Annotated in this window: 24 protein-coding genes; 19 read left to right on the forward strand and 5 right to left on the reverse strand. The window is 66.7% G+C overall.

The window, feature by feature from the left end; all coding sequences use genetic code 11:
- Positions 1 to 4: 4 nt before the first annotated feature.
- From hflD to F573_RS0107360, 3 genes are all read right to left on the reverse strand, one after another.
- Positions 5 to 634, reverse strand: a complete 630-nt coding sequence (gene hflD / locus F573_RS0107350; protein ID WP_019022039.1) for a high frequency lysogenization protein HflD — start codon at positions 632 to 634, stop codon at positions 5 to 7.
- A gap of 61 nt (positions 635 to 695) precedes the next feature.
- Positions 696 to 1,817: a tRNA 2-thiouridine(34) synthase MnmA gene (mnmA, locus tag F573_RS0107355; RefSeq protein WP_019022040.1), complete on the reverse strand. Its 1,122-nt coding sequence runs from the start codon at positions 1,815 to 1,817 to the stop codon at positions 696 to 698.
- A gap of 5 nt (positions 1,818 to 1,822) precedes the next feature.
- Positions 1,823 to 2,305, reverse strand: a complete 483-nt coding sequence (locus tag F573_RS0107360) for an NUDIX domain-containing protein (protein WP_019022041.1) — start codon at positions 2,303 to 2,305, stop codon at positions 1,823 to 1,825.
- 100 nt (positions 2,306 to 2,405) lie between these two features.
- Between F573_RS0107360 and icd the strand changes: the two genes are divergently transcribed.
- The 3 genes from icd (at position 2,406) to clpA (ending at position 6,558) form a co-directional block, all read left to right on the forward strand.
- Positions 2,406 to 3,668, forward strand: coding sequence for an NADP-dependent isocitrate dehydrogenase (gene icd / locus F573_RS0107365; protein ID WP_019022042.1), 1,263 nt, complete (start codon positions 2,406 to 2,408; stop codon positions 3,666 to 3,668).
- 281 nt (positions 3,669 to 3,949) lie between these two features.
- Positions 3,950 to 4,276 carry an ATP-dependent Clp protease adapter ClpS gene (gene clpS / locus F573_RS0107370; protein WP_018869392.1) on the forward strand — a complete coding sequence of 109 codons (327 nt, stop codon included), beginning with the start codon at positions 3,950 to 3,952 and terminating at the stop codon, positions 4,274 to 4,276.
- Positions 4,277 to 4,281: 5 nt separating this feature from the next.
- Positions 4,282 to 6,558, forward strand: a complete 2,277-nt coding sequence (gene clpA / locus F573_RS0107375; RefSeq protein ID WP_019022043.1) for an ATP-dependent Clp protease ATP-binding subunit ClpA — start codon at positions 4,282 to 4,284, stop codon at positions 6,556 to 6,558.
- Between the two features lie 104 nt (positions 6,559 to 6,662).
- Here clpA and infA read toward each other — a convergent pair whose 3' ends face one another.
- Positions 6,663 to 6,881, reverse strand: coding sequence for a translation initiation factor IF-1 (gene infA / locus F573_RS0107380; protein ID WP_018861401.1), 219 nt, complete (start codon positions 6,879 to 6,881; stop codon positions 6,663 to 6,665).
- Between the two features lie 183 nt (positions 6,882 to 7,064).
- Here infA and fabD point away from each other — a divergent pair, with 183 nt between their 5' ends.
- From fabD to F573_RS0107430, 10 genes are all read left to right on the forward strand, one after another.
- Positions 7,065 to 8,009, forward strand: a complete 945-nt coding sequence (gene fabD, locus F573_RS0107385) for an ACP S-malonyltransferase (RefSeq protein ID WP_081619211.1) — start codon at positions 7,065 to 7,067, stop codon at positions 8,007 to 8,009.
- Between the two features lie 32 nt (positions 8,010 to 8,041).
- Positions 8,042 to 8,779, forward strand: coding sequence for a 3-oxoacyl-ACP reductase FabG (gene fabG, locus F573_RS0107390; RefSeq protein ID WP_018869395.1), 738 nt, complete (start codon positions 8,042 to 8,044; stop codon positions 8,777 to 8,779).
- Between the two features lie 115 nt (positions 8,780 to 8,894).
- Positions 8,895 to 9,134 (forward strand): acyl carrier protein, encoded by a 240-nt coding sequence (acpP, locus tag F573_RS0107395; RefSeq protein ID WP_018869396.1) that lies wholly within the window; start codon positions 8,895 to 8,897, stop codon positions 9,132 to 9,134.
- A 112-nt stretch (positions 9,135 to 9,246) separates the two neighbouring features.
- Positions 9,247 to 10,467: a beta-ketoacyl-ACP synthase II gene (gene fabF, locus F573_RS0107400; protein ID WP_019022045.1), complete on the forward strand. Its 1,221-nt coding sequence runs from the start codon at positions 9,247 to 9,249 to the stop codon at positions 10,465 to 10,467.
- 18 nt (positions 10,468 to 10,485) lie between these two features.
- Positions 10,486 to 11,841 carry an aminodeoxychorismate synthase component I gene (locus F573_RS0107405; protein WP_019022046.1) on the forward strand — a complete coding sequence of 452 codons (1,356 nt, stop codon included), beginning with the start codon at positions 10,486 to 10,488 and terminating at the stop codon, positions 11,839 to 11,841.
- The gene (locus F573_RS0107410) at positions 11,838 to 12,644 is read left to right on the forward strand and encodes an aminotransferase class IV (protein ID WP_019022047.1); all 807 of its coding nucleotides are present in this window, start codon (positions 11,838 to 11,840) and stop codon (positions 12,642 to 12,644) included. The genes F573_RS0107405 and F573_RS0107410 overlap by 4 nt, the downstream gene beginning before the upstream one ends.
- On the forward strand, positions 12,631 to 13,674 hold the full coding sequence (mltG, locus tag F573_RS0107415; RefSeq protein ID WP_026300849.1) for an endolytic transglycosylase MltG: 1,044 nt from the start codon (positions 12,631 to 12,633) through the stop codon (positions 13,672 to 13,674). The genes F573_RS0107410 and mltG overlap by 14 nt, the downstream gene beginning before the upstream one ends.
- Positions 13,674 to 14,309 carry a dTMP kinase gene (gene tmk, locus F573_RS0107420; RefSeq protein ID WP_019022049.1) on the forward strand — a complete coding sequence of 212 codons (636 nt, stop codon included), beginning with the start codon at positions 13,674 to 13,676 and terminating at the stop codon, positions 14,307 to 14,309. The genes mltG and tmk overlap by 1 nt, the downstream gene beginning before the upstream one ends.
- Complete coding sequence (locus F573_RS0107425) at positions 14,306 to 15,331, forward strand: DNA polymerase III subunit delta' (RefSeq protein ID WP_019022050.1); 1,026 nt, start codon at positions 14,306 to 14,308, stop codon at positions 15,329 to 15,331. The genes tmk and F573_RS0107425 overlap by 4 nt, the downstream gene beginning before the upstream one ends.
- Positions 15,332 to 15,371: 40 nt before the next feature.
- Positions 15,372 to 15,710, forward strand: a complete 339-nt coding sequence (locus F573_RS0107430; RefSeq protein ID WP_018869403.1) for a PilZ domain-containing protein — start codon at positions 15,372 to 15,374, stop codon at positions 15,708 to 15,710.
- Between the two features lie 6 nt (positions 15,711 to 15,716).
- Here F573_RS0107430 and F573_RS0107435 read toward each other — a convergent pair whose 3' ends face one another.
- The gene (locus F573_RS0107435) at positions 15,717 to 16,847 is read right to left on the reverse strand and encodes an aminotransferase class V-fold PLP-dependent enzyme (RefSeq protein ID WP_019022051.1); all 1,131 of its coding nucleotides are present in this window, start codon (positions 16,845 to 16,847) and stop codon (positions 15,717 to 15,719) included.
- 267 nt (positions 16,848 to 17,114) lie between these two features.
- Between F573_RS0107435 and F573_RS0107440 the strand changes: the two genes are divergently transcribed.
- The 6 genes from F573_RS0107440 to F573_RS0107465 all read left to right on the forward strand — a co-directional run bounded on the left by F573_RS0107440 (position 17,115) and on the right by F573_RS0107465 (position 22,345).
- On the forward strand, positions 17,115 to 18,485 hold the full coding sequence (locus F573_RS0107440; RefSeq protein WP_019022052.1) for a KamA family radical SAM protein: 1,371 nt from the start codon (positions 17,115 to 17,117) through the stop codon (positions 18,483 to 18,485).
- Positions 18,486 to 18,488: 3 nt separating this feature from the next.
- Entirely contained in the window at positions 18,489 to 19,847 is a 1,359-nt protein-coding gene (locus F573_RS0107445; protein ID WP_019022053.1) for an adenosylmethionine--8-amino-7-oxononanoate transaminase, read from the forward strand.
- 251 nt (positions 19,848 to 20,098) lie between these two features.
- A complete protein-coding gene (locus tag F573_RS0107450) occupies positions 20,099 to 20,788 on the forward strand; it encodes a LuxR C-terminal-related transcriptional regulator (protein WP_019022054.1) in 690 nt (229 codons plus the stop codon).
- Positions 20,785 to 21,321, forward strand: a complete 537-nt coding sequence (locus F573_RS0107455) for a CsgE family curli-type amyloid fiber assembly protein (protein ID WP_019022055.1) — start codon at positions 20,785 to 20,787, stop codon at positions 21,319 to 21,321. Before F573_RS0107450 ends, F573_RS0107455 begins: the two co-directional genes overlap by 4 nt.
- Before the next feature lie 154 nt (positions 21,322 to 21,475).
- A complete protein-coding gene (locus F573_RS0107460; RefSeq protein WP_018869409.1) occupies positions 21,476 to 21,910 on the forward strand; it encodes a hypothetical protein in 435 nt (144 codons plus the stop codon).
- A gap of 18 nt (positions 21,911 to 21,928) precedes the next feature.
- Positions 21,929 to 22,345, forward strand: a complete 417-nt coding sequence (locus F573_RS0107465; RefSeq protein ID WP_018869410.1) for a curli assembly protein CsgF — start codon at positions 21,929 to 21,931, stop codon at positions 22,343 to 22,345.
- The last annotated feature ends 16 nt before the right edge of the window (positions 22,346 to 22,361 follow it).

Raw genomic sequence — 22,361 nt, forward strand, 5'->3', positions numbered from 1 at the left:
CGATTCAGGTGTTGAGACGTTGAAGAATGTGGTCGGCCTCGTTCATCAGGCGCTTGCGCCCGAACAGGAGCTTCCAGCGCGAGCCGCCGGCCTGGCGCCAGAGCACGGCGCCGCGGATGCCGGCCAGCAGCAGCGCGCGAATACGGGCCGCGGTATCCGGGTTGGATAGATTGTTCTGTTCGCCCTGGACGATGATGCGGGGGCCGAGCTCGGAGATGGTCTCCTTGTAGATCTCGCCCAGCCGCGAGATTACGCTCTCGTGAGTCAGGGTGAAGTAGTCCACCTGACGCTGGGCGCCCTGCAGGCCGTCGGCCAGCTGCTGCATCATGTCGCCGCGCTTCTGCAGCTTGCGCTCGAGAAAGATCAGCCCCACCGCATAGCGGGTGATCTCCATGTCCGGCGGCTTGCCGCCGCTTTCCAGCTGGGTCCGTACGCGTTCCAGCCCGGTACGCAGGCTGACTTCGCCGCGATAGATCTCCTCGGGCGTGGTCGAGTCGAAGGCGAACAGGCTTCCGATCAGGACCTCCAGCTCGTATTCGTCGCAGGAGCCTCGCCAGGCCAGGTCCTTGACCAGGCTCGCGGCCTGAAAGATGGCCGCCAGTGCCAGGGTGCGGTTGTGGTCGCTGCGCTCCAAGCCGTGTCCGTCCGGGTCTGGGTATCAGGAGAGGCACTATACCGGAAACCGCCCTCCGGACTCATGCCCCGGCGGCCGCCGGGGTGTCCGCGGACAGGGTGTGGCGTGTGGCGATCACGCCGCCCCCCAGGCAGGTGCCGTCGCGATAGAACACGATGGACTGGCCGGGCGTGGCCGCACGTTGCGGCTGATCGAAGACCACGCGTGCGCGTCCGTCCGCCTCCGGGTGGACCCGACAGTCCTGCAGCGGCTGGCGATGACGCAGACGCGCCTGCAGGGTTTCCCCGTGGGTCGGGCGACGGTGGATCCAGTGCACGGGTTCGGTCGTCAGCTCCGGGCTCATCAGCAGCGGATGGGCCGAATCCTGCGCCACGATCAGGCGGTTGCCCGCGAGGTCCTTGTCGACCACGTACCACGGGGCGTCGGCCGCGCCATCGACCCCGCCGATGCCCAGCCCCTGGCGCTGGCCGAGGGTGTAGAACATCAGTCCGTGATGCCGCGCGATTGCCCGACCGTCCGGCGTGCAGATGTCGCCCTCGCTACCCTCGAGATAACGGGCGAGGAACTCGCGGAACGGGCGCTCGCCAATGAAACAGATGCCGGTGGAATCCTTGCGCGCGTGATTGGGCAGGCCGTGCTCGTATGCCAGCTCGCGCACCCGTTCCTTGGGCAGGTCGCCCAGCGGGAAGCGGGCCGGACGCAGCTGCGTCTGATCCAGGGCGTGCAGGAAATAGGTCTGGTCCTTGTTGGCGTCCTTGGCGAGTCGCAGTTCGCTGTGGTCGGGGCCGTGCCAGGCGCGGGCGTAGTGTCCGGTGGCGATGGCGTCGGCGCCCAGGGCCTGCGCCTGCTCGAGGAAAGAACGGAACTTGATCTCGCGGTTGCAGAGGATGTCCGGGTTGGGGGTGCGGCCGGCGCGGTACTCGTGGAGAAAGTGGTTGAAGACCCGCTGGCGGTAATCCTCGGCGAAGTTCGCCTTGTGCAGCGGGATCTCCAGCGTGGCCGCGACCTCGCGGGCCATCGCGTAGTCGTCCTCGGCCGCGCACTGGCCGTCGGTGTCGTCGTCTTCCCAGTTCTTCATGAACAGGCCCTCCACGCGGTGGCCGGCTTCCACCAGGCGCAGGGCGGCGACGGCCGAGTCCACGCCGCCGGAGAGCCCGACGATGATTCGCTCGCGGGTGGCCATGCGGCTCAGTCCTCGGGGGGTGCGGGGGCGGGCCGCACGTTGTCGACGAGTTCGCCGGCGGATTCCAGCGGCAGGCGCAGACCCGATTCCCAGCGTCGCAGGCTGCGGGCCACCAGCGGGCTGCGCAGGGGGTGATCGTTCAGCGCGGTGGCGGCTTCCAGCCAGTGGGTGGCGAGGATTGCGGGGTCGCGGCGGATCGGCTGCGCCGGTGCCGACACCGTGCCGGTGAAGGCCACGCGCAGGATGACCGCGCCTTCGGCCAGACGCAGCAGGTCGCAGCCCAGCGAGTGCTGCGGGGTGAATTCGAGGGCCGTCTCTTCGCGGACCTCGCGCCGCACCGCGGCGATCAGGTCCTCGTCCGGGTCGAGATGGCCCGCGGGCTGATTGAGAACGCGCAGGCCCGCATCCTCTTCCTCCACAAACAGGAAGCGGCCTCGATCCTCGATGACCGCGGCGACGGTGATATGGCAGCGCAGGCGTTCATTCATGACGCAATGATACCCGCCGCCCGGCGGCGAAGGCCACGGAGGCCATGTATAATCGGCGGCATCCAAATCCCAATGACACGGCGCTGCAAAAGGAGTCTTCATGGCGTACCAGCACATTCGCATCCCGGAGAAAGGCCAACCCATCGAGGTGGGCAAGGACGGCGGCCTGGTGGTGCCCGACCACCCGGTGATCCCCTATATCGAGGGGGACGGCATCGGCGTGGACATCACCCCGGTGATGCGCCGGGTGACGGATGCGGCGGTGGAGAAGGCCTATGGCGGCCGGAAGGCGATCGAGTGGATGGAAGTCTATGCCGGCGAGAAGGCCACGCAGGTCTACGACGATGACTCCGGTCTGCCCGATGAGACGCTGGATGCGGTGCGCGAATACAAGGTTTCGATCAAGGGCCCGCTGACCACTCCGGTGGGCGGCGGCTTCCGTTCGCTGAACGTGGCGCTGCGGCAGAAGCTGGATCTGTATGTCTGTCTGCGTCCGGTGCGCTACTACAAGGGTACGCCCAGCCCGCTGAAAGAACCGGAAAAGACCGACATGGTGATCTTCCGCGAGAACTCGGAGGATATCTATGCCGGCATCGAGTTCGAATCCGGCACGCCCGAGGCGAAAAAGCTCATCGACTTCCTGCAGGACGAGATGGGCGTGCGCGAGATCCGCTTCCCGGATACCGCGGGGATCGGCGTGAAGCCGGTTTCCAGCGAGGGCACGAAGCGGCTGGTGCGCAAGGCCATCCAGTACGCGATCGACAATGACCGCCCGTCGGTGACCCTGGTGCACAAGGGCAACATCATGAAATTCACCGAGGGCTCCTTCAAGGCCTGGGGCTATGAGCTGGCGCGCGAGGAATTCGGTGCCGAGGACCTCGACGGTGGCCCGTGGCAGGTGTTCAGGAACCCGAAGACCGGTCGCGAGATCGTGATCAAGGACGTCATCGCCGATGCCTTCCTGCAGCAGATCCTGCTGCGCCCGGAGGATTACTCGGTGATCGCCACCCTGAACCTGAACGGGGACTACATCTCCGACGCCCTGGCCGCCCAGGTCGGCGGGATCGGTATCGCCCCCGGGGCCAACATCTCGGACACCACCGCGATGTTTGAGGCCACGCACGGTACCGCGCCCAAGTATGCCGGCCGGGACAAGGTCAATCCGGGCTCGCTGGTGCTGTCGGCCGAAATGATGCTGCGCCACCTGGGCTGGACCGAGGCGGCGGATCTCGTGGTGCGCGGCATGGAGGGCGCGATCGCTGCCGGCGAGGTGACGTATGACTTTGCGCGGCTGATGGACGGGGTGGAACCGATCGCCTGCTCCGCCTTCGGCGAGGCGATGATCCGCCACATGGATGGCTGAACGCCCCGGGCGCGGGCAGCCAGTGGAGATGCAGCCTGCGGGAGGCCCGCCCGCCTGTGGCGGGAGGCCAGCCCCTGTGGGAGCGCAGCCCTCTGCGCGATCAGGCATGGCCGATCGGCCAAGGGGCTGGCCTCCCACAGGGGCAGGGCCTCCCGCAGGGGCAGGCCTCCCGTGCCGTGCGGACACTTGGCAAGCGCCGGGAACCGTTTGATGATGTCAGGACTCTACAGAAATGAACACGCGGTGCCCGAGGGCGCCACGAGTGCGAGCTGGACCGAGAAATGAGTGACGACAAGCCCCGCCAACCCGATCACGACGATTCCGTTGCGGTCGACGAATCGAGGCCGGAACTCAAGCCACCACGGCAGTACAAGGTTGTGCTGAACAACGACGACTACACGCCGATGGAATTCGTGGTGGAGGTCCTGGAGACCTTCTTCGGCATGGATCGCGAGAAGGCCACCCGGGTGATGCTGCAGGTGCATACCCGGGGCAAGGGCGTGTGCGGCATCTACACTCGAGATGTCGCCGAGACCAAGGTGGCCCAGGTGAATGAATACGCCCGGAGCCATCAGCACCCACTGCTATGCTCGATGGAGGAGGCCTGACCCCCATGCTCGACAAGGAACTCGAATTCAGTCTGAACCTGGTCTTCAAGGAGGCCCGCGAGAAACGCCACGAGTTCGTGACCGTGGAGCACCTGCTGATGGCCCTGGCCCAGAACCCCAGTGCGGCTACCGTGCTGCGGGCCTGCGGTGCGGATCTTGACCGGATCCGCGACGAACTGGAGGCCTACATCGACGAGAACACCCCGCGGATCCCGCCGAACGACACGCGCGAGACCCAGCCCACCCTGGGCTTCCAGCGGGTTCTGCAGCGCGCGGTGTTCCACGTGCAGTCCAGCGGACGCAAGGAGGTCTCGGGCGCCAACGTACTGGTGGCGCTGTTCGGCGAACAGGACAGTCAGGCGCTGTACGTGCTCGGGCAGCAGAGCATCTCCCGCCTGGACGTGGTCAACTTCATCTCCCACGGGATCTCCAAGGTCGGCGAGGACGAGCTGGGGCAGATCCATCAGGAGCAGTCCGAGGATTCCGCCGAGCAGCAGGGCGAGACGGTCGCCGAAGAAAAGACCAACGCGCTGCAGCTGTACGCGACCAATCTCAACGACAAGGCGCGCAAGGACGAGATTGACCCACTGATCGGGCGCGACCACGAGATCGAACGCACCATCCAGATCCTCTGCCGCCGGCGCAAGAACAACCCGCTGCTGGTCGGCGAGGCCGGGGTCGGCAAGACCGCGATCGCCGAGGGGCTGGCGCGGCGCGTGGTGGATGGTCAGGTGCCCGAGGCGATCGAGGAGGCCACCGTCTACGCCCTGGACCTGGGGGCCCTGGTGGCCGGGACCAAGTATCGCGGCGACTTCGAGAAGCGCCTGAAGGGCGTGCTGGCCCAGCTGAAGAAGGAACCCGCCGCGGTCCTGTTCATCGACGAGATCCACACCATCATCGGGGCCGGTGCCGCCTCCGGCGGGGTCATGGACGCGTCCAACCTGATCAAGCCGATGCTCGCGTCGGGCGAGCTCAAGTGCATCGGCTCGACCACCTATCAGGAATATCGCGGCATCTTCGAGAAGGATCGTGCGCTGGCGCGGCGCTTCCAGAAGATCGAAGTCCCGGAGCCCACGGTGGACGAGACCTACCAGATCCTGCGCGGGCTCAAGTCGCGCTTCGAGGCGCACCACAACGTACGCTTCACCAAGCCGGCCCTGCAGGCCGCGGCCGAGCTGTCGGACCGCTACATCACCGACCGCTTCCTGCCGGACAAGGCGATCGACCTGATCGACGAGGCCGGGGCCAGCCGTCAGCTGCAGCCGGCGAGTCAGCGCAAGAAGACCATCGGCGTGCAGGACATCGAGAACATCGTGGCCAAGATCGCGCGCATCCCGCCGAAATCGGTGTCCAGCACCGACAAGGAGACCCTGCGCAACCTGGAACGCAACCTGAAGATGACGGTGTTCGGCCAGGACGAGGCGATCGGCACCCTGAGCACGGCCATCAAGATGTCGCGTTCCGGCCTGGGCGACCAGGACAAGCCCATCGGTTCCTTCCTGTTCGCCGGCCCGACCGGGGTTGGCAAGACCGAGGTCACACGCCAGCTGGCCCAGCAGATGGGCATCCATCTGGCCCGCTTCGACATGTCCGAATACATGGAGCGCCACACGGTCTCGCGGCTGATCGGTGCGCCGCCGGGTTATGTCGGCTACGACGAGGGCGGCCTGCTGACGGACGCCATCCTCAAGCATCCGCATTCGGTGCTGCTGCTGGACGAGATCGAAAAGGCGCACCCGGACGTGTTCAACGTGCTGCTGCAGGTGATGGACCACGGCACGCTGACCGACGCGAACGGGCGGGAAGTGGATTTCCGCAACGTGATCCTGGTGATGACCACCAACGCCGGTGCCGAAGCGGCTTCGCGGCCGTCGGTGGGCTTTACCCGCAAGGATCACTCCACTGACGCGATGGAGGTCATCAAGCGGACCTTCACCCCGGAATTCCGCAACCGTCTGGATGCCACCATCCAGTTCGGCCCGCTGGACGAGGCGACCATCCTGAACGTGGTCGACAAGTTCCTCACCCAGCTCCAGGCCCAGCTGGACGAGAAGAAGGTGACCCTGACGGTGGAATCCGAGGCGCGCGCCTGGCTGGCCGAACACGGCTACGACGCCCAGATGGGTGCGCGGCCGATGGGGCGGACCATTCAGGAGCACATCAAGAAGCCGCTGGCGGACGAACTCCTGTTCGGCAAGCTGGCGCAGGGTGGCGAAGTGACCGTGCGCCTGGGCGAGGACGGTCTCGAGATGGATATCCACGAACCCGCCGTCTCTTCCTGATCCGACCACGAACGGGACACCACGAGCCTGTGGTGTCCCTCATGAAAAAGGCCGGCACCCCTCGGGGCGCCGGCCTTTTGCATGCCGGGGAGACTGTGGCGCGCTTACTTGTTGCGGTAGACGATGCGACCCTTGCTCAGGTCGTAGGGCGTCATCTGCACGATGACCTTGTCGCCGCGCAGGATCCGGATATAGTGCTTGCGCATCTTCCCGGAGATGTGCGCGGTGATCGTGTGCCCGTTCTCGAGCTCCACCCGGAAGGTGGTGTTGGGGAGCGTCTCGACGACCGTTCCTTCGAGCTCGATTTCGTCTTCCTTCGCCATGCAGTTCCTCGCGTAATGAATCAGGGTTGCGACATTATGCGGATGCGTGGACGGAACTCAAGGGAAACCCCCTGTTTTTCGTTTTACGGATACGGTGCCGGTCGCGTTGCGGGGTTTGCCGGGGGCGGCGTCAGCGCCTAAACTACGCCCGCTTTCTCATCCAGTGAATTTCGGACACGAACCATGACAGTTTCCTGGGCAGCGGTTTTTCCGGGACAGGGGTCCCAGTCGGTGGGCATGCTCGCCGATGTCGGTGATGATTTCGCCGTGGTGCGCGATACCTTCCAGGAAGCCTCGGACTGCCTGGATGCCGACCTGTGGAGCCTGGTTCAGCACGGACCGGCGGAACAGCTTGACGAGACCCGCTGGACTCAGCCCGTGATGCTGGCGGCCGGCGTGGCCTGCTGGCGGATGCTGCGTGAACAGGGGGTGCCGGAGCCCATGGCGGTGGCCGGCCACAGCCTGGGCGAGTACAGCGCCCTGGTCGCGGCCGGGGCCCTGCGGTTTCGGGATGCGGTGAGTCTGGTCGCCGAGCGCGCCCGGGCCATGCAGGACGCCGTGCCCGCAGGGGAGGGAGCCATGGCCGCGATCCTCGGCCTGGAGGATGCCGACGTGATCGCCCTGTGCGAGGCACAGGCGGACGGCGACACTCTGGAGGCGGTGAACTTCAATGCACCGGGACAGGTGGTGATCGCCGGCACGGCCGGGGCCGTGGACCGCGCGGTGTCGGCGGCTCGCGATGCGGGCGCCAAACGGGCGCTGAAGCTGCCGGTGTCGGTCCCCTCCCACTGTGCGTTGATGCGCCCGGCGGCCGAACGTCTGCAGGCGGTGCTGGACAATACCGAATTCCGTGCCCCGGAGATCCCCGTGTGGCAGAACGCGACTGCCGCACCGGCGAGCGACGTGGACAGCCTGAAGGCCCGTCTGGCGGAGCAGCTGTACCGCCCGGTGCGCTGGGTGGAAACCGTGCAGGGGCTGCGCGATGCGGGCGCCGGCGTGCAGGTGGAATGTGGTCCCGGTCGGGTGCTGACCGGGCTGGCGAAACGCATCGACCGTTCGATTGATCATCCGGACGTGGCCGATCGGGCCACCCTGGAAAGCGTTCGTGACCGGCTGACCGCCGGCTGACCGCCCATTTCCCAACAGCAAGGAAACCGTTGATGTCGGAAAACCAACGAATCGCTCTCGTGACCGGGGCGAGCCGCGGCATTGGCGCGGCCATCGCCCGCCGTCTGGCGGAACAGGGCATGCAGGTGGTGGGCACCGCCACCAGTGACGCCGGCGCCGGCCGGATCTCGGAGGCCCTGGCCCCCTGGGGTGGCCGCGGGGTCGCCATGGACGTCACCGATGCCGAATCGGTCAGGACCGCGCTGGAGGACATTCAGGCGACCGAGGGCGCCATCGAGGTACTGGTGAACAACGCCGGCATCACCCGCGACAACCTGTTCATGCGCCTGAAGGACGAGGACTGGGATGCGGTGATCGACACCAACCTCACCGCGGCCGCCCGGCTCACGCAGAAAGTGATCAAGGGCATGATGAAGGCCCGCCGCGGGCGGGTGGTCCTGATCGGCTCGGTGGTCGGGACGGCCGGGAATGCCGGACAGACCAACTACGCCGCGGCCAAGGCCGGGCTGGCCGGCTTCGCCCGCTCCCTGGCGCGCGAGGTGGGTGCCCGCAACATCACCGTCAACACGGTGGCCCCCGGGTTCATCGACACCGACATGACGCGCGAGCTGGACGAGGCGACGCGCGAACGGCTGCTGGGCGAGATCCCGCTGGGCCGGCTGGGTGACGCCGAGGAAGTGGCCGCGGCGGTAGGCTTTCTGGCGTCCGACGAGGCCGGGTACATTACCGGCGAGACCCTGCACGTCAATGGCGGCATGTTCATGCACTGAGCCGCGGGCCCGTTACGCGGAGCCCTCCGCCGGGGTTGTGGATCACGGCGGTGCTTTTCAATAGAATGGCGGACCTTTACCGGACCCGCCTCATATCCAAGGGGATGTTTCAACCATGAGCAGCATTGAAGAACGCGTCAAGAAAATCGTTGTCGAGCAGCTGGGAGTCAAGGAAGAGGATGTCACGAACGCCGCCGCTTTCGTCGACGATCTGGGCGCGGACTCGCTTGACACCGTCGAACTCGTGATGGCGCTCGAGGAGGAATTCGAAACGGAAATCCCCGACGAGCAGGCCGAAAAGATCACCACCGTGCAGCAGGCGATCGACTACATCAACGAGCACGCCAAGGACTGATCCGGTCCATGGTCGCGGCGAAGGGGTGTGCGCCCGCGCCGGGCGCCCCCCCTTTCGTCGTCTGCGTGCAGCCGTCTTTCGAGGGAGAACATCATTGGCTAAGCGACGTGTTGTGGTCACCGGCCTCGGCATCGTGTCCCCGGTCGGATCCACCATCGACCAGGCCTGGTCCAGCATCAAGGCCGGGAAGAGCGGGATCACGCCCATCGACGTGTTCGATGCCTCGGACATGCCGGTCAAGATTTCCGGCGCGGTGCGGGACTTCAATGCCAATGACTATGTCCCGGTCAAGGACCAGAAGAAGATGGACACGTTTGTCATCTATGGTCTGGCGGCGGGGCTCCAGGCCCTGGATGATTCCGGGCTGTCCGCGGACAGTTCCGATCCGGAGCGGATCGGGGTCGCGATCGGTTCCGGCATCGGGGGGCTGCCCTACATCGAGCGTTCCTACGGGGCCTACCTGAAGGGCGGGGCCCGCAAGATCTCCCCGTTCTTCGTGCCCAGCGCCATCATCAACATGGTGGCGGGCAATCTCTCCATCATGCGGGGACTGGAGGGGCCGAACATCTCCATCGTCTCCGCATGTGCCACCGGAACCCACAATATCGGGGACGCCGCGCGCATGATCGCCTATGGCGATGTCGATGCGATGGTTGCAGGCGGGGCCGAGATGGCCACAACGCCGCTGGGCATTGGCGGCTTTGCCGCGGCGCGCGCGCTGTCGACCCGCAACGACGACCCCGCCCGCGCCTCGCGGCCATGGGACGCCGACCGGGACGGTTTCGTACTCAGTGACGGGGCCGGGGTCATGGTCCTTGAGGAGTACGAGCACGCGAAGGCCCGCGGTGCGAACATCTACTGCGAAATCGCCGGGTTTGCCTGGAATTCCGATGCCCACCACATGACCCAGCCGGTCGAGGACGGCAGCGGGGCATCCAAGTGCATGGTGCGGGCGATGAAGGACGCGGGCGTTGAGGCGGAGGAAGTGGGGTACGTGAACGCCCACGGGACCTCCACCCCGGCCGGGGATCTGGCCGAGACCGAGGGGCTCAAGCGGACCTTCGGCGATCATGCGAAGAACCTTCTGGTCAATTCGACCAAGTCCATGACCGGACACCTGCTGGGTGCCGCGGGCGGGATCGAGGGTGTGTTTACCGCGCTGGCCCTGCGTGATCAAGTCTCGCCGCCAACCATCAACCTGGACAACCCGGGCGAAGGCTGCGATCTGGATTATGTCGCCAACGAGGCCCGTGACATGAACACCCGCGTGGCCCTGTCCAACTCCTTCGGATTCGGCGGCACCAACGGAACCCTGGTGTTCCGCGCCATCTGACGCCGGCCTCGCGCGGGCATGGCCGTCGAAAGGCTGCCCTCGGGGATCGATCTGGCGGTCCTCGCAGGGCGTTTCCCCCAGCGTTATCCGCATCTGCTGGAGTCGGCCCTGATCGGGCAGGCGCCGGCGCGCTTTTCCATCCTGTTTGCGTTCCCCGGGCGCACGCTGGACGCCGGCGATGGCGACGCATTGCTGTCGGCGGCCGATGTCGATCTGGGGTCTCCGCCGACGGCGTACACGCCGGCCCCCGAACATGCCCACCTGCCGTTCTTCGGGGGCTGGTTCCTGTATGTGGGCTACGAATTCGCCTGGTACCTGGAACCGGCGCTGGGACACTGCGCACCGGATCCGTGGTTGCCGACGGCCGTTGCGACGCGGTTTCCCGCCGCGCTGATCCGCGATCATCACGAAGGGGTCACCTGGTGGGTGGATGCCGGGGATGATCGCGCGCGACGCGAGCAGCTGGAGGCCGATCTGGCGGTGGTGGCGGCGGATGCCGCGGCGGGCCCGAGTGGCGGCCACCTGCCGGCGCTGCAGATCGAGGAGGACGATCCCGATTATTACCGCGCGGCGGTGCGCGAGGCGCTGGAGTACATCCGCGCCGGGGATACCTTCCAGGCCAATCTGTCACGCGAATGGCACGCGTGTGCGAACCAGCCCCTGGATTCCGGCGAGCTCTATCGGCGCCTGCGGGGTGCCAACGCTGCGCCGTTCGCGGCCTGGCTGCGGCTGCCGGGAGCGGAGGTGATCAGCTCCTCGCCGGAACGTCTGGTATCGGCGCAGGACGGTGTGGCGGAAACCCGGCCGATCGCCGGAACCCGCAGGCGCGATCCGGATGCGCGGGCCGATCGTGAGCTGTATGGCGAACTCGAGGTCAACCTCAAGGAGCGCGCCGAGCACGTCATGCTGGTGGACCTGGAACGCAACGATCTGGGTCGTGTGGCACGCACTGGCAGCGTGCGGGTCGCCGAGCTGATGACCATCGAGAGCTACCGCCGGGTCCATCACATCGTCTCCAGCATCACGGCCCGGCTGCGGCCGGGGACGCGCGCGGAAGAACTGCTGCGCGCGACCTTCCCGGGCGGGACGATCACCGGATGCCCCAAGATCCGCTCCATGCAGGTGATTCAGGAACTGGAAGGCCGTGTGCCGCGCGGCGCCTACACCGGATCCTGTGGTTATGTCAGTGATCATGGTCGCATGGATACCAATATCCTGATCCGTACCCTGGTGGTTCGGGATCGGGAACTGCGGTTTCGCGCCGGTGCCGGGATCGTCGCCGATTCGGACCCCGATCAGGAGCTGGAAGAGACGCGGCACAAGGCGCGCGGGCTGCTGGATGCACTGGGTGCCGACGTGGAGCGCGCGGGGTGAGTCCGGCGAATGTTGGCTCCGGGTCGGAGGTGACGGCCGACGACCGCGGCCTGCTGCTGGGCGACGGGCTGTTCGAGACGGTGCTGGTTCGCCGGGGGCATGCCTGCCTGTGGCCCCGGCATCGGGCGCGCCTGGAGCTGGGGCTGCAGCGCCTCGGCTTTCCCGCACAGGACCCGGAACGGTTGCGCGGGGAAATCGAGGCGGCGGCGGGGCCCGGGGAACGGCTGGTGCGTCTGACGCTGACCCGGGGCCGCGGCCCGCGGGGCTATGCGCCTCCGGAGCAGCCGGCGGTCACCCGGCTGGTCAGTGCCGGGCCGGAGCTGTCGCGTCCGGACCCGGCGGAGGCGACGCCGCTGCGCATCGGGTTTTCGGCGATACCGGCCAGCGTCAATCCGGCCCTCGGCGGGATCAAGCACCTGGGACGCCTGGAAAACGTGCTGGCGCGCATGCACTGGCGCGAGGGCGAGGACGAGGCGATCCTGGAGGACGCGGTCGGCCGGATTACCTGTGCCACGCAGGGGAACCTGTGGTTGCGCGAGGGGACTCACCTCGTGACACCGCCGGTCGACGAGGCCGGAATCGCCGGCACGCGGCGTGCCTGGGTGCTGGAAAACGCCGAGGCATTCGGCGTCAGCACCGAGGTCGCCTGGCCGACGTACGAGCGTCTGGAGGCCGCCGACGGACTGTATGTAAGCAACGCGCGGCTGGGGCTGGCCGCGGGCGTGTTGATCGGGGGCGGGGCGGCGAGGACCGAGCCTGCGGCCCTGCAGGCGCTCAGGAGGGCACTGCATGAAGCGGATTAGGAAGATCATGGCGGTGACGGGCGTGCTGACGCTCGTTGCGATCGTGGCCGCGGCGCTGTGGCTGGCCGACTGGTATCGGGGCCAGCTGGAACGGCCACTGGCACTGGAGGAGTCGCAGCGCTTCGAGCTGCAGCCGGGTACCGGGTTGCGCAGCCTCAGCCGGGAGTTCGAACGCCGCGGCTGGGTGGAGTCGGCGCGGGTGGTCGAGGTGTATGCGCGGCGACAGGGTGTGGCGGGCCGGCTCCAGGCCGGCGAGTACGCGGTGGATGCCGGGATGACCCCGGCGGAACTGGTCCAGGCCATGGCACGTGGCGACGTGGTCCGGCACCGTCTGACACTGCCGGAAGGCTGGACCGTGCGCCAGGCACTCGCTGCGGTGCGCGGGCATGATGAACTGGACCCGCCGGCGGAGTCGGTAGGGGTCCATAATCTGCCGGATGTTCTGGGCCTCGACGACATCGAGCATCCCGAAGGCTGGTTCCTGCCGGATACCTATTTCTTCGGCTCCGGGACCGACTCGCTGGACGTCCTGCGGCGTGGCCACGAGGCAATGCGGGCCACGCTGGATGCGGCCTGGGCGGGGCGTTCCGAGGATCTGCCGCTGGAGGATCCGTACGAGCTGCTGATCCTGGCCTCGATCGTGGAACGCGAGACCGGGCGCGGCGACGAGCGTGATCGGGTGGCGGCCGTGTTCGTGAATCGCCTGCGCGAGGGGATGCGGCTGCAGACCGATCCCACGCTGCTGTATGTGCAGGAGACCGGCGTGCAACGACTGACGGGCGCGGAGCTGGAGCGGGATCATCCGTACAACACCTATACCCGGCCAGGGCTTCCGCCGACGCCCATCGCACTGCCGGGCCGGGCCGCCATCGAAGCGGCCGCGCGGCCGGCGGACACCCGGGAGTTCTTTTTTGTCTCGCGCAATGATGGAAGCCACCATTTTTCCGAGACCTATCGCGAACATCGCGAGGCCGTGATTCGCTATCAGCTGGATGGCGACGCGAGCCGCTACGGCCGAAGGGGACGTTGATGACGGGGCAATTCCTGACCCTCGAGGGCATCGAAGGGGCCGGCAAGACCACCCAGATGGGAACCCTGGTCGAGGCACTGGAGGCGGCCGGCCAGCGGGTGTGCGCGACCCGCGAGCCCGGGGGCACCGGGCTGGGCGAACGCCTGCGCGGCCTGTTGCTGGATCCGGACCTGCCGGAGATGATCCCTGAAGCGGAGCTGTTGCTGATGTTCGCGGCGCGCGCGCAGCATCTCGCCGAAGTGATCCGCCCGGCCCTGGATGCGGGACAGTGGGTGGTCAGCGACCGTTTTACCGATGCGAGCTTTGCCTACCAGGGCGGCGGGCGCGGTCTGGGCGACACTCGGGTTGCGGCACTGGAGGACTGGGTGCAGGGCGATCTGCGCCCGGATCTGGTGATCCTGCTCGACATCGACCCGGCAACCGGACTGCAGCGGGCCGTGCAGCGGGGACGTCGGGACCGCATCGAGCGCGAGGCAGAGGAATTTTTCGAACGTGCCCGCGCGGCTTACCGGCGCCGGGCCGATGCAGAACCGCAGCGCTACCTGGTGGTGGATGCCTCGGCGGATGCCGCCACCGTGGCACAGCGGATGCTCGAGGGGCTGCGCTGCCGCGGTCTGCTGGAGGCGTCCACGTGAACGAGCCGGGCGCGGTGCCGCCGTGGCTCGCGCAGCCCTGGGAGACGCTGGTGCAGCGTGCGGCGGCCGGGCATCTGCCCGGTGGCCTGCTGGTCACCGGCGCCGAGGGTGTGGGCAAGGGCCTGCTGGTTACGGCCCTGCTCCAGCGCCTGTTCTGCGAACGGGCTGCGGGCACGCAGCCGGCCTGCGGGGAATGTGGCGGGTGCCGCAGTTTTGTCGGGGGCGTGCATCCGGAGCTGCACGACGTGATGCCGCCGGAGTCGGGCAAGGAAATCCCGGTGGATGCCGTGCGCGAAGCCGGTGAATTCCTGGCTCTCAGCGGCTCCGGTGACTGGCGCGTGCTGCGGCTGCATCCGGCGGATGCCATGAACGCGAGTGCGGCGAATGCGCTGCTCAAGACCCTGGAAGAGCCCCCGGCGGGCGGGCTGATCGTTCTCGAGAGCGCGCGACCCTCGGCCCTGCCGGCCACCATTCGCAGCCGCTGCCAGGATCTGCATCTTCCGGCTCCGGATCTCGAAGCCGCACGTGACTGGCTGGCCGCCGGCGCGTCGGAGCCTGCGGCGGTGGACGAGGCCTGGGCGGCCAGCCTCGGGCGCCCGGTGGTTGCGGCCGAACTCCTGGCGGATCCCGAGCGTCACGCCGCCTGGCGACAGGAACGTGAGGCCCTCGCGGAACTCTTGCAGGCTCGCGAGCTGCATTCGGCGGTCACGCAGCTGGCGCGCTGCAACCTGGAGACCCTGCTGCCGCGCTGGCAGGCCCTGCTGCTGTCGGCCCAGCGCTGGCTGGCGAGTGGCGAGGTGGATCGATTCGGCGCGCAGTTCCCGCAGGACCGGCTGCAGGCCTTCGCCCGCGAGCGCGGGGCGCGGGGACTGGCCTCGCTGGTCCAGGAATCGCGGCGCTGGCAGCGCCGGGCGCGTGCGCAGCTGAACCCGCAGCTCCGGCTGGAAGACATGGCGGCGGCCATGCTGCCGCAGACGAATGCGGGGCGGCTGGCATCCCGGGGGCGCTCCGGGGCATACTGAGCGCCGCTGCAAAAACCACTGTGGAAATCGGGGAGGGCTCATGGCCGGGCAAGGGATGCTGACCTTGGCAATCAAGGAAAAACCCGCGCTGTATGCGGCGTACATGCCCTTTGTGAGCAACGGCGGGCTGTTCATTCCTACCGACAAGTCGTACAAGCTGGGCGATCAGGTCTTCCTGCTGCTGTCCCTGCTGGACGACGGCGATCGCCTGCCAACGCCCTGTACGGTGGTGTGGATCACCCCGCCACGGGCCCAGGGCAACCGCCTGCGCGGTATCGGAGTCCAGTTCAACACCTCCGACAAGGGGCAGACCCGCCGCCGCATCGAGGATCACCTGGGCGGCATGCTCAATTCGGATCGCAAGACTCACACCTTCTGAACGGCCTTACCGGACCGGCAGGGCCTCGCGCAGTCCCTCCACCGCGCGGTCCAGGTCCGCGGTCTCGTGGTAGAAATGCGGGGAGAAACGGATCCCGCCGCCGCGCATGGCGCACAGGATGCCATCCGCCTGCAGCCGGTGGTAAACGGTCTCCAGGGGGGTGTCCCCCAGCAGCCCCGCGGAGGGCCGGAAGGTCAGGATGCCGGCGCGGCGGTGGCGGGCACTGAGGATTTCGCAGCCCAGCCCGCGCAGGCGATCCTCGAGATGCAGCCAGTGCTCCCGGATCTCTTCGTCCACCCGGTCCATGCCGGTTTCCAGCAACAGCGACAGACTGCCGTGGAGCGCCTGGATGCCCAGCATGTTGGGGCTGCCGGGCTCGAAACGCCGGGCGCCGGGCGAGGGCGTCAGCGCGGGATTGTCGAAGTCCCCGGCGTGCTCGAGCATGTGCCAGCCGTATTCGTTCAGCTCCAGGCGATCACGGACCTCGGGATTGACGTAGAACAGACCGGTGCCCTCCGGCGCGAGCATCCACTTGTGCGCGTCGGCCATCACGAAATCGGCACGGCATCCCGGCGCGTCAAAGGGCAGGGCGCCCAGATGCTGGATGGCGTCCACGCAGAACATAATGCCGCGCCCGTGCAGCTCGTTACCGAGGAACTGCACGTCCATGCGCAGGCCCGAGTCATAGCGCACCGCACTCGCGGACACCAGGGCCGTGGCATGGTCGCAGGCCCTTAGCAGATCCAGCTCGGGCTCCTCGCCGATGGCGACCTCCCGGACTTCGAGGTCGTAACGTTCGGCAGCGGCGTGCCATACCACGCGGTTGGAGGGAAACTCCCCCTCGGGAATCACGATGTTCTGCCCCGATCGCCAGGGCAGACCGAAGGCCACCATGGACAGCGCCTCCGAGGTGTTCTTCACGAAGGCCACGTCTTCCGCTTCGGGGGCACCGATCAGTTGCCGCGCCAGCTCCCGAGTGGCGCTGATGGTTTCCAGCCAGCGTCCATAACCCCGCGAGCCGTGATGCAGGTTCTCGCGGGCGAAGGCCTCGACCGCTTCGGCGGTGCGCCGGGGCCACGGTCCGACCGCGGCATGGTTGAGGTGGATGATGTCCTCATGGGGGAATTCCGGGTGCATGACGCCCTCCTTTCAGGTTCGGCGAGGGTAACCCACACTGCCGCAGGGGTGGTAACCTGAGAGTCACGCGAAATCTCTTGTCCGCCCGCAAGGTGCTTGATAACGTACGCGTCGCTGTTTCCCTGACGCCGCTCACCACCGAGGCGGCAGCCCTCGCCCCGAAGGCCCGCCGTGTGACCGCCTCGGTCCCGAAGTAACCGTAATTCCCACGATCGCGACGGCCCGGAGGGGCGGAGCGGGCGCATCGACCGTCGACAGGAGGCACGGATGAATTCCGTTCTCAAGTTCTACCGGGACCCGGAGATGGGCTCGATCGAGCCACGTGACTTCAAGGTCTACAACGATCGCAATCTGGACCGGATCGAGGCCCTCGAGCGTGTCCCCGAGGCCATGCGTTTCGACATGCGCGTGGTGTCCAGCGTGCTGCCATTCCGGATCAACGAGTACGTGATCGACGAGTTGATCGACTGGGACAATATCCCGGACGACCCGATTTTCCAGCTGACCTTCCCGCAGCGGGAGATGCTGTCCCCGGAAGCCTACGAGCGGATGGCTGCGCTGCATCGCCGCGGGGCCGAGCGCAAGGAGATCGCGGCCCTGGCGAAGGAGCTGCGGGACGAACTGAACCCGCATCCGGCTGGCCAGATGGAACTGAACCGGCCCAACGAGGATGACGGCGAGGTCATGAACGGCCTGCAGCACAAGTATCGCGAGACGGTGCTGTTCTTCCCCAGTCAGGGGCAGACCTGCCATTCGTACTGCACCTTCTGCTTCCGCTGGGCCCAGTTCGTGGGGGACAAGGAACTGCGTATCGCTTCTACCGATGCCGATCTGCTGCACCAGTACTTGCGCCAGCACCCGGCGATCTCCGATCTGCTGATGACCGGCGGCGATCCGATGGTCATGAAAACCAGGAACCTGCGCGGCTATCTCGAAGCCCTGCTGGACCCCGGGCTGGAGCATGTCCAGACGGTACGCATCGGAACCAAGGCGCTGTCCTTCTGGCCCTACCGTTTCGTGACCGAAAGCGATGCCGATGACCTGCTGCGGCTGCTGGAACAGCTGATCGAAGGCGGCAAGCACGTGGCGCTGATGGCGCATTACAACCATCCCAACGAGCTGCGCACGCCGATCGCCCGCGAGGCGATCCGCCGGGTGCGTGACACCGGCGCCGAGATCCGCGCCCAGGGCCCGCTGCTGCGCCACATCAACGACGATCCGCAGGCCTGGGCCGATCTGTGGCGCGAACAGGTGCGGCTGGGGATCATCCCGTACTACATGTTCGTGGAACGCGACACCGGCGCGCGGCGCTACTTCGAGGTGCCCCTGGCGCGCGCCTGGGAGGTCTATCGCGAGGCCATGCAGCAGGTCTCGGGGCTGGCTCGCACCGCGCGCGGGCCATCCATGAGCGCCGATCCGGGCAAGGTGGAGATCCAGGGCGTGACCGAGATCCGCGGGGAGAAGGTCTTCGTGCTGCGCTTCATCCAGGGCCGCAACCCGGACTGGGTGCAGCGTCCGTTCTTTGCCCGTTACGACGAGAACGCCACCTGGCTGAATCAGCTGAAACCGGCTTTCGGCGAGGAGAAGTTCTTCTTCGAGGACGAATTCGAGGCGATGAAGGCCGGCCACGGGATCTGACCTATGAGCAACGAAGACGTACGCCGGCGCGACCTGCGGGCCCTGTGGCATCCCTGTACCCAGATGAAGGATTACGGGGAGGAGGGCACGCTGCCCCTGCTGCCGATCGAGCGGGGCGAGGGCGTATGGCTGTACGACTTCGACGGCAACCGTTACCTCGACGCGATCAGCTCCTGGTGGGTGAACCTGTTCGGCCACGCCAATCCGCGCATCAACGACGCGCTCAAGGATCAGGTCGACCGGCTGGAGCACGTGATCCTGGCCGGCTGCACCCATGAGCCGGTGGTGGAGCTGAGTGAACGCCTGATCGACATCACGCCGGCAGGGCTCGACCGGGTGTTCCTGGCCGACAACGGCTCGGCCGGCGTGGAAGCCGCGCTCAAGATGAGCTTCCACTACTGGCGCAATGTCGGCCAGCCGCAGAAGACCCGCTTCATCGGGGTCTCCAACGCCTATCACGGAGAGACCATCGGCGCACTGTCGGTCAGTGACGTGCCGCTGTACCGGCATACCTACGAGCCGCTGATGCTGGACGTGATCAATGTCCCGGGGCCCGACTGCTTCCACCGCGAGCCGGGCGAGGACTGTGCCGACGTGGCCCGCCGTCAGTTCGCGCACATGGAACAGGCCCTGGAACGCCACGCCCACGAGGTCGCCGCGGTCATCATCGAGCCGCTGGTGCAGTGCGCCGGTCACATGCGCATGTTCGACCCGGAATACCTGCGCCTGCTGTGCGAGGCCTGTGACCGTCATGGCGTGCACCTGATCGCCGACGAGATCGCGGTGGGATTCGGCCGTACCGGGACCCTGTTCGCCTGCGAGCAGGGGCCGATCACGCCCGACTTCCTGTGCCTGTCGAAGGGCCTGACCGGCGGTTATCTGCCGATGGCCGCGCTGCTGACCACGGATACGGTCTATCAGGCGTTCTACGACGATTACGAAAAGCTCAACATGTTCCTGCACTCGCATTCCTACACCGGGAACCCGCTGGCCTGCCGGGCCGCGCTGGCGACGCTGGACATCTTCGAGTCCGAACCGGTGCTGGAGCGCAATCGCGAGCTGGCCGCGCACATTGCGCGGCGCCTGGAGCCGCTGAATGATCACCCGCACGTGGCCGACGTGCGCCAGCACGGCATGATCGCCGCGGTCGAGCTGGTGCAGGACAAGGCCAGCCGGACCCCGTATCCGTGGCAGGAGCGGCGGGGCCTCGGTATCTATCGCCACGGTCTGACCCGCGGGGCGCTGCTGCGCCCGCTGGGCAACGTCTCCTATCTCATGCCCCCCTACGTGATCACCGAGGAGCAGATCGACTTCCTCGTGGAGGTCATGGGCGAGGGCATCGACATCGCCACCCGCGACTGAAGCGGACCGGCATCACGCTTTCACTCCAGGGGCTTGACCACGCCGGAAGAGCGGCGCATAAAGGACCTGTACCCGCACCATGCGGACGTTTTCGTAGTCATTCATTCATTTTCGATAATTTTCGAATGACCTTCGTAACCCGTTCGCGCGCCGACTTACCAGATTTCTACTACCCGCGGGCGAGCGGCGCAGGGTGGCGGGCAGGAGTTTTCCGGAAAAGCGGCCGTTCTGCGGCCAAGGAGCTGACCGCGATGAGTGACGTCGATGCCGAGCGTTCCATCGTTTTTATCACCCCGATCACGCCACAGGCACAACTGTTTTTCGATTACGTATCCGAGCAGACCGGGATGCCGGTTACGGGGGTGGAGCCCCGGGCTCCGCGCTGGACCGAACAGCTGCTGGATTCGGCCCTGATCCTGTTTGACGCAACCGCATTGACGATGGATGACATCGCCTTTGTGGAGCAGGCCCTGGTGCACAATGACGATCTGACCATGGCGGCCTTCAACGTCCGGGACGAGAACGAGGCCGTCGATTTGCTGGATCGGCTCTACCTGCAGGGTGTCTTTTACCGAACCGACCGGGCGGAGTTGATCTGCAAGGGCATTCAGTCCCTGTTGCATGCCGACTGGTGGATGTCCCGGCACCTGATGACGCGGCTGATCCGGACGTACCGCCGTCGCCGGATCAACGTCTTCCGTCCCTCTTGTGGCCTGACACAAAGGGAGGTCCAGATCCTCCTGATGCTGGGGTCGGGAGCCACCAACCTGGAGATTTCAAAGCAGCTCTTTATCTCGGAACATACCGTAAAATCACACCTTTATAACGTGTTTCGAAAAATCGAAGTCAGGAACCGCACCCAGGCGATTGCCTGGGCGAGGGAGAATCTGGGTGTGCCGCCGGTCAACCTGACCGAAACCTGTCAGGCGATGCACGCATGATTCCCCCGGTCCGTTCTTCGCCGGGCGTTCTTGCGGGCTTGGTGGTGGCCGGGATTGTGTGCCTGGTCCCCTGGGCTTCGGTCGGGGCCGGGGAATCCTCCCCGGTGGAGGTCGATGCCCCCACGGACCTGGAAGGCGAGCCGGAGGCGGAGGCCAACGAGGGAGCCATTCTTCCATCCCGCCCTCCGCGCCCGGCCGGCGAGCCCGGGCTGGGGGCGGTGGTGGTGGACCGCACCATTACCATGATGGGCAAGACGTTCTTTCGTCGTTTCGCTCAGCTGCGGCTGGAAAGCGGCGTTTTGCAGAGTACCGATCTCACCATCGTGGAACGACCGTCGGCACGCTTCGGTAGTCAGATCTGGGTGACGACCCGGGGCAGCGAGGTGCTGTTCGCGGCGACGCTCCCGCCACGCCCGTCGGAGATCATGGACATTGCCGACTCCGCCGCCGAGCAGGTGGAAACTGCGCTGGTGCAGCGGGAGCTCGAACGGCTGTTCCGCGACGGCAGCGACCTGGCCGACGAGGAATTCTGACCCCCGGCGGGGGGTATGAAAGACCTGCTACTTCCGCGGGCTGAACAAGTGGGAGAAAGTCCATCCGCCGCTCCATGCCTTCGGCGGATGGGCCCGCGCCCCGCATGGCACCACACTCGATACCGAGTCCATTCACTTCGAGAAGGAGTGTGCCATGAAGCCCGAACGTATCCTGATTCCCCTGGCCCTGGCGGCGGCGTTATTCGCGTCACCGGCGATGGCGGCCGATCTCCACGCCGTGGACGAACTTGCCCCTGCCAGCAGTCTGACACAGAGCGGCAGCCAGGGATCCCTGGCCATGATCGATCAGCGCGGCCGCAACAACCACGCCACCGTCGTGCAGTCCGGGGCCGGCAACGACGCCCGAGTACGCCAGCTGGGGGGCAGCCACGAGGGCACCATTGTGCAGTACGGCGTCGGCCATCAGGCCGGTCTGGATCAGGCCGGCTATGGCAAGCAGGCCTTTCTCCGCCAGACCGGTGTCGGCGGACATCTGCATGTCGACCAGCGCGGAAACGGCAGCGCGTCTCCGGTGCAGGTTCACCAGCATGCCCGCGGGCATGCGCGAGTCCAGGTCATCCAGCACTGACCCGGGAGGAGGACCATCATGCGTGTCACGACGATTTTCGCCGGCGGTCTGCTGCTCGCCTGCGCCGGAGCCGTACAGGCTCAACAACTGATCTACGAGCCCCGCAGCCCGAGTTTCGGCGGCGATCCGCTGAACGGCAGCTTCCTGCTGAACAAGGCGCAGGCTCAGGACACTTACACCGATCCGAATGCACCCGATTTCGGGTCGTTCTCCGAGACGGATTTCTTTCTCCAGGACCTGCGTAATTCGCTGGTCAACGATGCCATTTCCGATGCCGTCGAGGGTGAGGAGGGGCGTTCCAGCCTGATTGAAAGTTCCACCCTGAGGATCCGCATTGACAGTACCGGCCAGGGCGGGTTCGTGATGACCATCCTCGACCGCCGCACCGGCGAGACGACGACCGTGAATCTGGGTCAGGTCAATGGCCAGTTCTGACCACGAAGCGACAAGG

Source organism: Thioalkalivibrio sp. ALE23 (genome assembly GCF_000378545.1).
In the GTDB taxonomy this organism is placed as follows: domain Bacteria; phylum Pseudomonadota; class Gammaproteobacteria; order Ectothiorhodospirales; family Ectothiorhodospiraceae; genus Thioalkalivibrio.

Excerpts from the sequence above, each read along its gene's own strand:
- mnmA (WP_019022040.1), bottom strand. The coding sequence starts at position 1,817 with ATGGCCACCCGCGAGCGAATCATCGTCGGGCTCTCCGGCGGCGTGGAC.
- F573_RS0107360 (WP_019022041.1), bottom strand. The coding sequence starts at position 2,305 with ATGAATGAACGCCTGCGCTGCCATATCACCGTCGCCGCGGTCATCGAG.
- icd (WP_019022042.1), top strand. The coding sequence starts at position 2,406 with ATGGCGTACCAGCACATTCGCATCCCGGAGAAAGGCCAACCCATCGAG.
- clpS (WP_018869392.1), top strand. The coding sequence starts at position 3,950 with ATGAGTGACGACAAGCCCCGCCAACCCGATCACGACGATTCCGTTGCG.
- clpA (WP_019022043.1), top strand. The coding sequence starts at position 4,282 with ATGCTCGACAAGGAACTCGAATTCAGTCTGAACCTGGTCTTCAAGGAG.
- infA (WP_018861401.1), bottom strand. The coding sequence starts at position 6,881 with ATGGCGAAGGAAGACGAAATCGAGCTCGAAGGAACGGTCGTCGAGACG.
- fabD (WP_081619211.1), top strand. The coding sequence starts at position 7,065 with ATGACAGTTTCCTGGGCAGCGGTTTTTCCGGGACAGGGGTCCCAGTCG.
- fabG (WP_018869395.1), top strand. The coding sequence starts at position 8,042 with ATGTCGGAAAACCAACGAATCGCTCTCGTGACCGGGGCGAGCCGCGGC.
- acpP (WP_018869396.1), top strand. The coding sequence starts at position 8,895 with ATGAGCAGCATTGAAGAACGCGTCAAGAAAATCGTTGTCGAGCAGCTG.
- F573_RS0107405 (WP_019022046.1), top strand. The coding sequence starts at position 10,486 with ATGGCCGTCGAAAGGCTGCCCTCGGGGATCGATCTGGCGGTCCTCGCA.
- mltG (WP_026300849.1), top strand. The coding sequence starts at position 12,631 with ATGAAGCGGATTAGGAAGATCATGGCGGTGACGGGCGTGCTGACGCTC.
- tmk (WP_019022049.1), top strand. The coding sequence starts at position 13,674 with ATGACGGGGCAATTCCTGACCCTCGAGGGCATCGAAGGGGCCGGCAAG.
- F573_RS0107430 (WP_018869403.1), top strand. The coding sequence starts at position 15,372 with ATGGCCGGGCAAGGGATGCTGACCTTGGCAATCAAGGAAAAACCCGCG.
- F573_RS0107435 (WP_019022051.1), bottom strand. The coding sequence starts at position 16,847 with ATGCACCCGGAATTCCCCCATGAGGACATCATCCACCTCAACCATGCC.
- F573_RS0107440 (WP_019022052.1), top strand. The coding sequence starts at position 17,115 with ATGAATTCCGTTCTCAAGTTCTACCGGGACCCGGAGATGGGCTCGATC.
- F573_RS0107445 (WP_019022053.1), top strand. The coding sequence starts at position 18,489 with ATGAGCAACGAAGACGTACGCCGGCGCGACCTGCGGGCCCTGTGGCAT.
- F573_RS0107450 (WP_019022054.1), top strand. The coding sequence starts at position 20,099 with ATGAGTGACGTCGATGCCGAGCGTTCCATCGTTTTTATCACCCCGATC.
- F573_RS0107455 (WP_019022055.1), top strand. The coding sequence starts at position 20,785 with ATGATTCCCCCGGTCCGTTCTTCGCCGGGCGTTCTTGCGGGCTTGGTG.
- F573_RS0107460 (WP_018869409.1), top strand. The coding sequence starts at position 21,476 with ATGAAGCCCGAACGTATCCTGATTCCCCTGGCCCTGGCGGCGGCGTTA.
- F573_RS0107465 (WP_018869410.1), top strand. The coding sequence starts at position 21,929 with ATGCGTGTCACGACGATTTTCGCCGGCGGTCTGCTGCTCGCCTGCGCC.